The 12,199-nt window shown below is 44.5% G+C and carries 14 protein-coding genes; 8 read left to right on the top strand and 6 right to left on the bottom strand.

The window, feature by feature from the left end; all coding sequences use genetic code 11:
• From QUA45_RS15770 to cysK, 8 genes are all read left to right on the top strand, one after another.
• Window positions 1-579: TOBE-like domain-containing protein (locus QUA45_RS15770; protein WP_333221473.1), on the top strand; the 579-nt coding region annotated here is incomplete at its 5' end.
• A 220-nt stretch (window positions 580-799) separates the two neighbouring features.
• Window positions 800-2,743, top strand: a complete 1,944-nt coding sequence (locus tag QUA45_RS15765; protein ID WP_333221472.1) for an ATP-binding protein — start codon at window positions 800-802, stop codon at window positions 2,741-2,743.
• Window positions 2,744-2,899: 156 nt separating this feature from the next.
• Entirely contained in the window at window positions 2,900-3,631 is a 732-nt protein-coding gene (gene cysE, locus QUA45_RS15760) for a serine O-acetyltransferase (RefSeq protein ID WP_445305323.1), read from the top strand.
• A gap of 87 nt (window positions 3,632-3,718) precedes the next feature.
• A complete protein-coding gene (locus QUA45_RS15755; RefSeq protein WP_333097501.1) occupies window positions 3,719-4,303 on the top strand; it encodes a Crp/Fnr family transcriptional regulator in 585 nt (194 codons plus the stop codon).
• Window positions 4,304-4,398: 95 nt separating this feature from the next.
• Complete coding sequence (locus QUA45_RS15750; RefSeq protein ID WP_333221468.1) at window positions 4,399-4,611, top strand: YeeE/YedE thiosulfate transporter family protein; 213 nt, start codon at window positions 4,399-4,401, stop codon at window positions 4,609-4,611.
• A gap of 239 nt (window positions 4,612-4,850) precedes the next feature.
• Complete coding sequence (locus QUA45_RS15745; protein WP_333221466.1) at window positions 4,851-5,975, top strand: sulfate ABC transporter substrate-binding protein; 1,125 nt, start codon at window positions 4,851-4,853, stop codon at window positions 5,973-5,975.
• Window positions 5,976-6,538: 563 nt separating this feature from the next.
• Window positions 6,539-6,976, top strand: coding sequence for an Rrf2 family transcriptional regulator (locus QUA45_RS15740; RefSeq protein ID WP_333097507.1), 438 nt, complete (start codon window positions 6,539-6,541; stop codon window positions 6,974-6,976).
• Between the two features lie 18 nt (window positions 6,977-6,994).
• A complete protein-coding gene (cysK, locus tag QUA45_RS15735) occupies window positions 6,995-7,975 on the top strand; it encodes a cysteine synthase A (RefSeq protein WP_333097508.1) in 981 nt (326 codons plus the stop codon).
• A 139-nt stretch (window positions 7,976-8,114) separates the two neighbouring features.
• Here cysK and QUA45_RS15730 read toward each other — a convergent pair whose 3' ends face one another.
• The 6 genes from QUA45_RS15730 to QUA45_RS15705 form a co-directional block, all read right to left on the bottom strand.
• Window positions 8,115-8,909, bottom strand: a complete 795-nt coding sequence (locus QUA45_RS15730; RefSeq protein WP_333221464.1) for a sulfite exporter TauE/SafE family protein — start codon at window positions 8,907-8,909, stop codon at window positions 8,115-8,117.
• A gap of 301 nt (window positions 8,910-9,210) precedes the next feature.
• On the bottom strand, window positions 9,211-9,714 hold the full coding sequence (locus tag QUA45_RS15725) for a hypothetical protein (protein WP_333221462.1): 504 nt from the start codon (window positions 9,712-9,714) through the stop codon (window positions 9,211-9,213).
• A gap of 172 nt (window positions 9,715-9,886) precedes the next feature.
• The gene (locus QUA45_RS15720) at window positions 9,887-10,123 is read right to left on the bottom strand and encodes a hypothetical protein (RefSeq protein ID WP_333097512.1); all 237 of its coding nucleotides are present in this window, start codon (window positions 10,121-10,123) and stop codon (window positions 9,887-9,889) included.
• A gap of 19 nt (window positions 10,124-10,142) precedes the next feature.
• Window positions 10,143-10,589 carry a DUF202 domain-containing protein gene (locus QUA45_RS15715; RefSeq protein ID WP_333097513.1) on the bottom strand — a complete coding sequence of 149 codons (447 nt, stop codon included), beginning with the start codon at window positions 10,587-10,589 and terminating at the stop codon, window positions 10,143-10,145.
• A gap of 15 nt (window positions 10,590-10,604) precedes the next feature.
• Window positions 10,605-11,027, bottom strand: coding sequence for a DUF202 domain-containing protein (locus QUA45_RS15710; protein ID WP_333097514.1), 423 nt, complete (start codon window positions 11,025-11,027; stop codon window positions 10,605-10,607).
• A gap of 146 nt (window positions 11,028-11,173) precedes the next feature.
• Entirely contained in the window at window positions 11,174-11,839 is a 666-nt protein-coding gene (locus tag QUA45_RS15705) for a hypothetical protein (protein ID WP_333147944.1), read from the bottom strand.
• Window positions 11,840-12,199: the final 360 nt, after the last annotated feature.

The following is a 12,199-nucleotide window of genomic DNA, read 5'->3' as shown; positions in this document are numbered from 1 at the left end:
AAAGTGCTGCTGCTAGACGAACCTTTTGGAGCATTAGATGCTAAAGTCCGCAAAGAATTGCGATCGTGGCTGCACAACCTTCACAAAGAAGTTAACATCACCACAGTTTTTGTGACTCACGACCAAGAAGAAGCTATGGAAGTAGCCGATGAAATTGTGGTGATGAACAAAGGTAGAGTCGAACAAGTTGGCACTCCTGCTGAAATTTACGACAAACCTGCATCAGCTTTTGTGATGAGTTTTATTGGGCCTGTCAATGTGCTGCCGAATGCTGCGGGTTTGTTCGCCAGCAACGGCACAACGGCTCACAATAACGGAGCAGCCCATTCTGATTTAGTGTTTTTGCGTCCCCACGATGTGGAAATTCAAACTAAGCCGCAGTCTGGTTTTGCATTAGCAACAGTCAGTCGCATCATTCATTTAGGGCGGGAAATACAAACCGAGTTACTGTTAGAATCGGAGCAGGTAGTAACAGCTTACGTGAGTCGCGAGCGCTTCGATTCTTTACAGTTAACGCGAGATCAGCAGGTTTACGTCAAGCCCAAACACGCCATGACTTTTCCTGCCTATTCAATTTAAATCAGCGACTGCATCTTACTCAAAATACTATCCGGGATCTTCTACAAAACACTGCTCCCACATCGTTACCAGGCTCGTGCCTGGTAATGCTGTCTCGTGGCTCTAAATCGGAGGCAGAGCCTCCTGAAATTCATTCCCAGGCAGAGCCTGAGAACGAGAAAAACGAGAAATCCCAGGGTCTGCCTGGGAACGAGAACTAGAAACAAGATAGGTGAAGAATATGACTGCTAACAAATTCTTGAATTTAGCAACTAGCACTTTACTTAGTTATCGCCGTTACATCCAGGCAGGATTAACACTTTGTGCAGGATTGGGACTGTCTGCGATCGCCTCTTCAGTTGCGTACAATTGGGAATATAAATCCATGCAAGCCGAACTGCAAGACCGGCTGGACAAAATAGCTACAGACATTCAGAGAGATGTTAGCGGCAATTTAGAAATAATTCGGGCGGTGGGAGCATTTTACAGCGTATTTGACGGCGTTAAAAAACCCGAAATTAATACATTTGTTGGTCCTGCCCTGTACCGCCATCCGAGCCTTAAGGCGATCGCTTGGCTGCCCCGTGTTTCTGACTCTCCGCAATTCCTGACTGATGAAATAGATTTAGGTTTAGATTTGACTGCCAATCGGCCAGCATTAGAAAAAGCCGCCAAAAGACAAGAAATTATCGCGACTGACCGTCAAAAATGGTCTTCACAAAATCAACCAAGCGTATTCGTATTTCTACCAATTTTTAGTCAAATTTCTTCTGACAATACCCCAGAATTGTCGCCAAATTTACTTTCTAGAAACCCAGAAAATTTGAAAGGTTTTGCTTTCGGTATTTTGCTCGTTGATGCTATTGTGAAGTCGGCTTTGCAGGAAACTCAACTCAACTTTGTTAATGTGTATCTTCAAGATGCTATGGCTCCTGAAGCGGAAAGATTTCTCGCTTTTTACGAAGCAAAGACTAAAAGGATCGTCACCGACGAAAACATTAAAAATCAACTCCAAATTGGGGAAAGAGCTTACTGCCCGGATGGCAGCAGTTGCACCCGCATTCTCAATATTGAAAATCGCAGGTGGTTGCTGCAACTGCGGTTAACGCCAGAGTACATTAATCCTCTAAGATTTTGGCGTTCTTTGACGGTTTTAATTTTTGGGACAATTTTAACTTTGGCGGCGACACTTTATCTAATGAGCTTGTGGAATTATACCGCTTTAATTGAAAAAATAGCAGCAGAACGCACGGCTAAATCTCAAAGGCTAGAACAAACTTTGCAAGAGTTGCAGCAAACTCAAAGTCAACTGATTCAGCAGGAAAAAATGTCTAGTTTGGGCTTATTAGTCGCTGGTGTCGCCCACGAAGTGAACAATCCTATTAGTTTTATTTACGGCAATATCCACCACGCCAGCGCATATACTAGCGATTTGTTAGAGTTGGTAAAACTATACCAAAAACAATATTTACACCCTCCATCGGAAATTTCCGAGTATTTAGAAAAGGTTGACTTTGACTTTCTCAGCAAAGATTTGCCGCAACTGCTGTCTTCGATGAAAATCGGAGCAGATCGCATTGTTCAAATCGTCCAATCTTTGCGGAATTTCTCTCGCTTAGATGAAAGCGAAATGAAACCTGTCAACATTCATGAAGGTATTGACAGCACTCTGCTAATTCTGCAAAGTCGCCTGAAAGCTACAGGCGATCGCCCGCCGATCGAGATTGTTAAAAACTACGGCAATTTACCTTTGGTAGAGTGCTATGCCGGACAATTAAATCAGGTGTTTATGAATATTCTGGCTAATGCGATCGACGCCCTTGAGAGTTACAACTTCGAGCGCGGGCCCAAAGCAGCGAAAGCCAATCCGATCGCGATCGCCATAACCACAGAATATTCACTCCCTGACAAAATAATTGTGCGGATATCTGATAACGGCCCCGGTATGGCAGAAAATGTCAAAAAACGGCTGTTCGACCCCTTCTTTACGACTAAACCAGTAGGAAAAGGGACAGGATTGGGACTGTCCATCAGCTATAAAATTGTCGTAGAAAAGCACAAGGGTGCGCTGCGCTGCGATTCGACACCGGGATTGGGGACGGAATTCTCGATCGAGATTCCGCTGCGGCAAGAAGTCAGACAAGCTGTACCGTTTGTTTCGCGGAAAATATCCGAGGCAGCTTAGAAAGGGCTGGGGAAGGAAAATTTTTTTCTCATTAACTACTGTAATTCGGTCGGATTATAGTATTATATGTAATAATGCCACAATCAATACTGCTTTATGCAGCTTAAACCGTTGGCACTGCCGATACTCTATAACCCAAACACGGCGAGAGTAAATATGTTCAGTGACTTGCAAATTATTTACGAACGCGACCCTGCGGCGCGCAACTGGCTGGAAGTATTATTTTGCTATCCCGGACTGCCAGCACTTTTTTTGCACCGGATAGCACACTGGCTTTATTTTGCTGGCCTGCCGTTTGTACCGCGCTTGATTTCCCAACTAAGCCGCTTTTTAACAGGTATTGAGATCCACCCAGGAGCAAAAATTGGTAGGGGCGTGTTTATCGACCACGGCATGGGGGTGGTAATTGGCGAAACTGCGATCGTTGGAGATTATGCTGTCATTTATCAAGGAGCCACAATTGGCGGCACGGGTAAAGAAATAGGAAAACGGCATCCGACGCTGGGAGAAAATGTAGTTGTGGGAGCCGGTGCTAAGGTTTTAGGCAATATTCAAATTGGCAATAATGTTCGGATTGGTGCGGGTTCGGTAGTGCTGCGGGATGTCCCTAGCGATTGCACTGTTGTGGGAATTCCCGGCCGCATTATCTCTCGAAAAAAGCAGGTGGAAGATCCTCTAAATTCTCAAGGCTTACCGGATTTGGAAGCTCAAGCGATTCGAGCTTTGTTCGATAGAATTAAGGATTTAGAAGAGCAGGTGGATTTTTTAAAATCTCAATTATCTCCGCTCAAAACAACTCAATCAGAGCAAGCAGAGGTCGAAAAACATGAATTATTCCTGTCTTCGGATTTATTCATTACACAGTTTTTAGACGGTGCCGGAATCTAGTAAAGCTTTAATTTATATAGATTTTTGCCAACCACACTATCCTGCTGTCATTGGACAAACTAACTTTTATTCTTTCAGTAACTGGCTATGACTATTGCTTCTCTTTCCACTAAAACTTTTGATGAAACGAGCAGACATATATTTTCTCGTCGCTCGCACTTGCCCAACAGAAGCAATGCTCTGTGGCGAATTGAAAGTGGAGTAGTGCGAACTGTAACGTGGCTTGAAGATGGTACAATTATCACCTTGGGATTGTGGGGGCCTGGTGATACGATCGGCAAAGCGATATCAAAATGCGAGCCTTTTCAAATTGAATGCCTAACTAAAGTCGAGGCAATTTTACTATGTGGCGAACGCTGGCTAAATAAAGATATTTTGCTCACTCACATTCAGCAGGCTGAAGATTTTATGGTAATGCGAGGTTACAAAAGAGTTGATTTTATGCTCTATCAACTATTAAATTGGCTGGCTAAGAGGTTTGGTTCTGAGGTAGAGCGAGGACATCTGATCGATATGATTTTAACGCATCAGGATATTGCAGAAATTATCGGTACAAGTCGCGTAACTGTCACTCGAACCCTAGGTCATTTTGAGCAGCAAGGCTTGATAGATCGTCTCCCACTCCACCGGATTATTCTGCAACCTTCTGAGGTGTGGCACTACGAAATATAAAATAACGATATTAACAGTTAACTGTTAACCTTTTTAACCCCAGATATTGTATCCTCTTTTTTCACAAAAACTTCTAGGGAGTTTGTGAGATATTTTTGATTTGCTATGGATCCCTACTAGCTTTTGGCTGCAATGTCGGCGCTTTTTTTAGTGGCATTGCTTCCATCAGCGGGCAAGGTTGGCTGTCGATTGCTGCTGATGAAGTGGGTAGTGTTGCCCGAATTATATTTGCGATCGCTCCTCGGACTCCAGAATTTAAAGAACAAAACTACTGTTTGCCTATAGACATTAAGTATTTAATCGTGTAGTCTGTTAAATTAAGTAAAGAGAGTTTGGGCTCGCTACTTAAGTGCGATGCCCAAATACGGGCAAAAAACTCTCTAAATAGTGTGATTGTTACCATTGGCAAAAATTAGTGCCATAGCGAAATCTTATAGATATTCCTGGCAAATATAATCGGATTGCATTTGCACTTCTTGCCAGCGCATTACGTTAAGTTTTGCGCTCAATTCACCAGAAACTCAAACAACAAAAGGAACTCTCGTTAATGTGGTACCATCGTCGAAAAGATAAAATTTTGTTTCCTTCGCAAAAAAACAATCCTGCGGCAGGTTTTTCTCTGAAGCCAGCAAAGTTGCTGGAACCGTCCCTGTTCAAAGTTTTTACTTTATTTTTTGCAATAGGTTTAGGCTTGAGCTGGTTAATCCCTCAGCCTGCAATCAGCCAGGCAAAACCAAAAGATGTCGAACTTACCTTAGTTTCCTTTTCTGTTACCAAATCCGCCTACGAAAAGATTATTCCCGGCTTTGTAGCCAAGTGGAAACGAGAAAACAACCAGAATGTCACTATCAGCCAAAGCTACGGGGGTTCAGGTTCTCAAACCCGTGCTGTGATTAGCGGTTTGGAAGCCGATGTCGTACACTTAGCCTTAGCTTTTGATACCGATCGCATCCAAGAAGCCGGTCTAATTAAATCGGGTTGGGAGCGAGAAGTGCCAAATAGCGGGATTGTGAGCAAATCAGTCGTGGCATTAGTAGCGCGGGCCGGAAATCCCAAAAAAATACAAGGCTGGGCCGATTTAGCCAAACCCGGTATCAAAGTAATTACTGCTAATCCTAAAACCTCTGGTGTCGCGCGGTGGAATTTCTTAGCTTTGTGGGGTTCGATAACTCGAAACGGAGGAAACGAACAAGCAGCCCGCACCTTTGTCAGCCAGGTTTATAAAAACGTGCCCGTGCTTCCCAAAGATGCCCGCGAAGCATCTGATACTTTCTACAAACAAAACCAAGGGGATGTGCTGATCAACTATGAAAATGAAGTTTTGTTGGCGAAACAAAAGGGCGAAGCTGAACCTTTCATCATCCCCCAAGTGAATATTTCCATTGACAACCCCGTGGCTGTAGTTGATAAATACGCAGCCAAGCACGGAACTACTAAGGTGGCGGAAGCTTTTGTGAAATATCTTTACACGCCTGAAGCTCAGCGAGAATTTGCTAAAGTGGGTTTTCGACCTGTTAACTCCACGGTAGCCGGACAATTTAGCAGTCAGTTTCCCAGAATTGGTAAACTGTTTACAGTCAGTGATATGGGTGGCTGGAAGGGGGCACAAAGCAAGTTCTTTGGTGACGGTGCAATCTTCGATCAAATTCAGAATAGTCTGGGCAACAGATAATTTGTATCAAATGTGCGTTAATTAAATTTTCTCATCGACTCGTCAATAAGTTCAAAAGCAAGTGCGATCGTCGCACTTGCTTTTTTCTTTGTGTTTATTTCTTTCTTCTCACTGCCAACAGATGCGATATCTCGCACCTGTTGACTGCCGTTAAGTAGGTGAGTATGAATAAACTTAACGGTGAGACAGCATATATCCACCTACCTCTTAGCAGTTACTTGAAGGGGGTGGTATTGCCTGTAAAATACTCGCTCCCTGCAACATTTGAGACTTTCGGGATCTACCCGCTTTTGGGTATTCCCAAGACGGTGCAAAGGGCGGAACCAAGAAGGGGCAAGCTTTCCACCCACCCTGTACCCCCACGCCGAGCATCAGGCAGTTTCCGCCCCTGTGTCCGTGTTGCTCGTAATACCGACAGTGCCGACAGCTTAAACTTACATTGACGTTGCTCACGGGATTTCTCCAACCGTTTTTGTAATAAAAATATACTAACACCTGTACACCTACCGGAATTGTGTACTATTGTATAATGTACAATTTAAACTCGATCGCCAGTGGGGAATGTGGAACTATCTTCTAGAGTAGAATATGCCCTGTTAGCGCTCTTGGAACTGGCGAGCCACTACCCGAAGGATTCGCCCCTAACAGTAAACGAACTTACTGCTTCTCAAGAGATACCGGAACGCTATCTAGACCAAATTCTTGCCGTGCTGCGGCGTGCGAGTATCGTCCAAAGTCTGCGGGGCGCTAAAGGCGGTTATTTGCTGGCAAAAGAGCCTTGGCAGATTACTTTGCTAGAGGTGTTTTCGACACTCGAAGGCGACGGCAGTGCCCCGACTCAAAAAGTTTCGGAATCTGTAACAATAGAAAAAACTGCGGTGCTAGAAATCTGGCAGGAAGCTCAACAGGCATCTTGGGCTGTTTTGGGCAAATACACATTACAAGATTTGTGCGAACAGCGGGATGTTCGCAAACAAGCACATCCCATGTACTACATTTAAAGGGAGAGAAATTAAGCCATGAGAATTGCTAAGGATGTTACAGGAATAATTGGCAGAACTCCTTTAGTTCAGCTCAATAAAATTCCCCAAGCCGAAGGAGTAGTTGCTCATATAGTAGCAAAATTGGAAGGGATGAATCCGGCTGCTTCGGTGAAAGATCGGATTGCGGCGAGCATGATTCAGGCGGCAGAAGATGCGGGGCTAATTCAACCGGGGAAAACTATTTTAGTTGAACCGACTTCAGGCAATACTGGAATTGCTTTGGCAATGATCGCGGCGGCGAAAGGCTACAGTCTGATTTTAACAATGCCGGATACGATGAGTTTAGAGCGCCGATCGATGTTAAAGGCTTACGGAGCTCGGTTGGAATTAACTCCGGGACATGAAGGGATGTTAAGCGCGATCGCCCGTGCGGAAGAAATTGTAGAAGAAACCCCCGATGCTTTCATGCTGCAACAGTTTCGCAACCCCGCTAATCCGAAAATTCACCGGGCAACCACGGCCGAGGAAATTTGGGAAGATACAGAAGGTAAAGTAGATTTTTTAGTGGCTGGAGTTGGCACCGGCGGCACAATTACTGGAGTTGCTGAGGTAATTAAACAGCGCAAACCGAGTTTTAAGGCGATCGCAGTTGAACCAGCCACCAGCGCCGTGCTTTCTGGAGGTAAATCTGGTGCTCACAAAATTCAAGGGATTGGTGCAGGATTTATTCCGGAAGTGTTGAAACCCGAGTTAATTGATGAGGTGATTGCAGTTAGCGACGCAGATGCGATCGCCTACAGTCGCCGACTAGCCAGAGAAGAAGGATTGTTGTCAGGAATCTCAGCAGGCGCGGCTTTGTTTGCAGCTATTCAAGTCGGCAAGCGTCCCGAAAATGCAGGAAAATTGATAGTTTTTGTGCAGCCTTCTTATGGCGAACGCTACCTCAGTACAGTGCTGTTCAAAGACTTAGAATTGCCGACAGTCAGCGAACTCGAAGCATTAGTCAGCAATTATTAATACGTAGTAGGGGCGATCGTTATTACTGCGACATTGCTATTAGTTTAACCCGAAAGACCGGCAGGGAATTAATTCCCTGCCGGAGTGTACCGAAAGCGTATATTTGTTTACAGCAATACTCCTGACCTTACCCTAGTTTTCAAACTTGATACAACTTCCAACTCGCCATTGCCAACATTCCGTAAATCACAAACTTTAGCGGGCGTTGAGGCATAATTTGGCAGAATTTAGCCCCTACCAAAACTCCAGGCACCGAACCCAACCAAATTGGCACAACTAAACCCCAGTTTACTGTTCCGAGGCTGAGGTGTCCCAGAGATGTAAACATCAATAAAATTGCCGCCTGAGAAATATCTGTCCCCACCAATTTAGAAGTATCCAGGCGGAAAAAAGCAATCAGCAACAGTGCAAACATCGAACCGGAAGACACGCTAGTGATTCCAACTATGCAGCCTAAAATTGCTGCCGCACTCACAGTACAAATACGACCATAATTAGTATTTAAGTCCCATTCAGGGGGCGAAGGCAATTTAAAATTAGGGAAAAAAGTTTTGACCGCTAATTGGAGCAGCGATAAAGCGACAATTAGGGCGATCGCTACTCCGAGAACGCGCAGCAATATGCTGTCTAAGTCCTGAATTCCGCTGGATTTGATGCACTGTAAAATCCACACCCCAGTCAGCGAACCGGGCACGCTGCCCAAAGCCAGCCACTTAACTACTTGCAAGTCTAGGGTTTTTTGCTGCCAGTGTTTAAAGCCGCCAACAACTTTCATCAGTGTAGCAGCTACGACATCCGAACTAATAGCAATTGATGCCGGAACCTGGAAAACAAAAATTAACATTGGGGTGATGAGCGACGCTCCGCCAACTCCGGTCAAACCAACGATAATGCCAACAAAAAAGCTGAGAAAGGATAGTAATAAGTAGTTCACTGTTATGCCCAAAAACTGTGTATTTAAGCGCTGCCAACCAACAAATAGATAACTTGGGCGGCTCCTGCCACACAGCAACACAGGCAAAATCTTACTCGCATTTCAATATTTGTTACCCGAACTTTTGCTATTCAACGCTTAATTTTTTTCGTGTTTAGCTACAATATTCTAGGTTGAACTCAGTAAATGCAATTAAACAAAGCTACAAGAAAATGTAGTGTAAAAGCTCCCTGATTTTATTATATTTACCTGTGTAACTGATTAAAAACCCTCGATAAATTGATGGTTTATGTTCAGCCTTCTACCTTGAAGTGACTATGGTCATAGGTAAAACAGAGCTGAGGTTAACCGACTCTTTGCCGGCAAAGTAATCTGGAGTATCGAGAACATTAAAATGAATCAATGCCACAACGACAATGGTGAAGGCGGTTGAGGAAACTAAACCCGTCAATAACTCTTTTTTGAGGTTTTTTTCCTTGGGTTTGTCTGTAAAAAGATCTACAGCCCCAAATTGCATCAACAGAATTCCAGCAATATTGGAAAGCCAGTAGCCGACAATTGTGCCAGGAAACAGTAAATCTGGGGAAAGCCCACTACAGATATACCCAAAGGCGTAGGCAATTGGCAGATTGAAAAATATGTCGTTCCACCAACACAGCGGTGATAGCAAATATCCAATTCCCAGAAGTAACCCGCCTCTGATTTTTTTAAACCAGATTTCCTTAAAACCCTTAGCTTGTGGCAACTGTTGGGTCAGTTGTCCTGCAAGCTGGTACTCTTGACTGACTTTTTTAGCGTTTTCCACGATAATAGCTCATAACTTGATCGACTTACCGTAGTTTAGCAGCAAAGCTGACTTATGTCTAGTAAATCAATCGAGTTACCGTATTTTGTTGTTGATCGGCTCAATCTACTTTCTTTCGGGTACAAAAATATCGATGAGGGAGAGGTTGTTGAGAATGCTGGCTGGTGTCTGTTTAGACTGAGATCGAGAAATTGAAAGCTTCAGGCAAATGCTTGACAGTTTGCCAAAGATATGCAGTATCGATGCCCCAGTAATATTGCAGGTAAACGAGCAAAAGCCCGATCGCGACTGTCACGCCGAGCAATTTAGGGACTATTTTCGCGACAGTCTCCAGCACTACGAATGCTGCCCAGACAGCAGCACCTAAGATGAGAATGGAAGCGATCGTGGCAACTGTATCGTTGTTCATAATTAACTCCTGTTGACAATCAATCGGGTATGACAGAACTACTTGGGCCCAGGGCGGCTGCCAAAATCGAATAAATTACTCCAATTCCCAATAAGCCCACAGCAAAACTGAAAAATAAAACCATGGCGTCTGGGGGATTGTAGGTATCGCGGTCAATTTGGTGGCGAACGGTGAAGTAATGCTTAGTTGAGATTAAGACTGTCACCCAACCTATTAGAGAGAAGATTAAACCCAACTTCCACCCCATCGCCTGACGGTAATTTACGGGCATTTGCACGACGCGAAGTCGGATGATGACGACGCCAAAAGCCATGAGGGCGATCGCTGCCCGCATCCAGGCTAAGAAGGTGCGCTCATTTGCCGATCGATCGATCGCCCGCGACAGATTTGCCTGCTGTAGTTTCTCATCATCTACTTGCATCGGTTTGAACGATAATTGCACGCGATCGAACTCTTTAATATTCATATTAAACCGCCACCGTTATTCAGGTGCCATCAAACCAAATGAGCTAGAAGGAACGGTGAACATATAATAAATTACCCCAGCCCCTAGGATTGCGATCGCGAGGCTGAAAAGAATTACCCAGCGATCGGTAGGTTCATAAGTATCGTAATCGATATCGTGACGGACGCCAAAGTAGTGCTTAGTTGAGAATAACACCGTCAGCAAACCCACTGCTGAAAAAAGCAAACCCAACTTCCAGCCATTGCCGGGAGTTGGGAGTAGAGGGGGATGAAAGGTGCGAAGGCGCACAATAACTACGCCAAAACCCATCAGGGATATTGCTGTCCGCATCCATGCTAAATAAGTGCGCTCGTTTGCCAAGTGATCCCGAACCCGCGACGGATTGGGTCGCTTAGTCTTTTCTGTATTTACTTTGGTGGATTTCCAATTTAATAGCATAGATTAACCTTTTAATTTTAATGGGAAATAAGAAGGTAAACCGATATATTTTCGCTTGGATGATTATCCGCCGGGGATTGCTCCCCGGCGGGATTTTGCATTGCAACGGGCTTTAAACAGCCGATCGCATTACAACTTCACCAAAACTAATCATTTTCCTCAGTAGGTGCGTTGGGAACTTGCGTATCTATGTAAGCCTGAGTCACGTCAGGAACAAACCAATTCGCGTCCCCAGGCTGGAAAACCTTAGCAGTAGGAACGTTGAATTCTACAGCCCCCGTATCGGGATTAGCTCTGGCTACAACTTGAGTTCCGTCAACTATCTTAACAGCTAGACCCCCAGTCAATTCTTCGGAAGGTTGATCGGTCGCCCTTAAATCGGTTGCTTTGATATCACTGGGGAGAAAAATTCCATCGCAATCCCATTTATGTTCAGTTGTTTGGCCGTCAGCTAGAAAATAAAGGGCATTGTCGTAAGTAGAAGAAGCGGCTTTTTTGCCTTTCGGGCCGTAGACAGCCAGGGTTTTTCCGGTCTCGTTGCGGCACTGACCCCAAGGTTTTCCCGTTTCTAAAGTGTATTTTTGAAACTCCAATTGAGCGATTTTTTTCCGGAGTTCCTCAGGGGTATAATTCTGGGCGCTATCGGGTGCGTCTTTCGCTGCCTTGAGAGTGTTCAGAGCTTCAGTCACCTCTATGTAGTCGGGATTGCTCGCATATCTCGGCGTTTTTGGAGCGTCAGCCCAGGATGGGGGAACGAATACTAAATTGGCGGCCATTACCAACAGCACTAAAACAAATTTGAAGATTTTCACAATTTTTCTCCTTTTCTCGGTTGTCAGGTTTTTTCCAACTTTCTGTTTGCTTGCTATCTTAGGACTTAGGCAAAAACGATATCTCTTTAACTGGTTTGGCTGAGAAACCAAATTTTGCAGGATCTAAAAATCTGGTGGTTTAGGATTAGACCTATTGTCAAAGTTGAGCGGCGTGGGGTAGTGGCGAAGTGTTCGGGCGATATTTTAAGGATTACTCCTCAAGTTTTTAGCTGAGTTTGATTCACCACTACACTATTATTGAAATGAAAGGTATATTCTTGCCTAAGTCTGGCAATTTGCTAGCTCACAAGATGGCTTGAACTTTCGTAAAAATTCGAGGCTAAATTAGTTTGAAGCTGC

The sequence above is a fragment of the Microcoleus sp. Pol12A5 genome, from assembly GCF_036701435.1.
Lineage (GTDB): Bacteria > Cyanobacteriota > Cyanobacteriia > Cyanobacteriales > Microcoleaceae > Microcoleus.
This window is presented reverse-complemented; position numbering and strand designations above follow the sequence as displayed.

Coding starts and splice junctions, on each gene's coding strand:
- QUA45_RS15710 (WP_333097514.1), bottom strand. CDS start 11,027: ATGCTATTAAATTGGAAATCCACCAAAGTAAATACAGAAAAGACTAAG.
- QUA45_RS15720 (WP_333097512.1), bottom strand. CDS start 10,123: ATGAACAACGATACAGTTGCCACGATCGCTTCCATTCTCATCTTAGGT.
- cysE (WP_445305323.1), top strand. CDS start 2,900: ATGTTCAGTGACTTGCAAATTATTTACGAACGCGACCCTGCGGCGCGC.
- cysK (WP_333097508.1), top strand. CDS start 6,995: ATGAGAATTGCTAAGGATGTTACAGGAATAATTGGCAGAACTCCTTTA.
- QUA45_RS15715 (WP_333097513.1), bottom strand. CDS start 10,589: ATGAATATTAAAGAGTTCGATCGCGTGCAATTATCGTTCAAACCGATG.
- QUA45_RS15755 (WP_333097501.1), top strand. CDS start 3,719: ATGACTATTGCTTCTCTTTCCACTAAAACTTTTGATGAAACGAGCAGA.
- QUA45_RS15745 (WP_333221466.1), top strand. CDS start 4,851: ATGTGGTACCATCGTCGAAAAGATAAAATTTTGTTTCCTTCGCAAAAA.
- QUA45_RS15765 (WP_333221472.1), top strand. CDS start 800: ATGACTGCTAACAAATTCTTGAATTTAGCAACTAGCACTTTACTTAGT.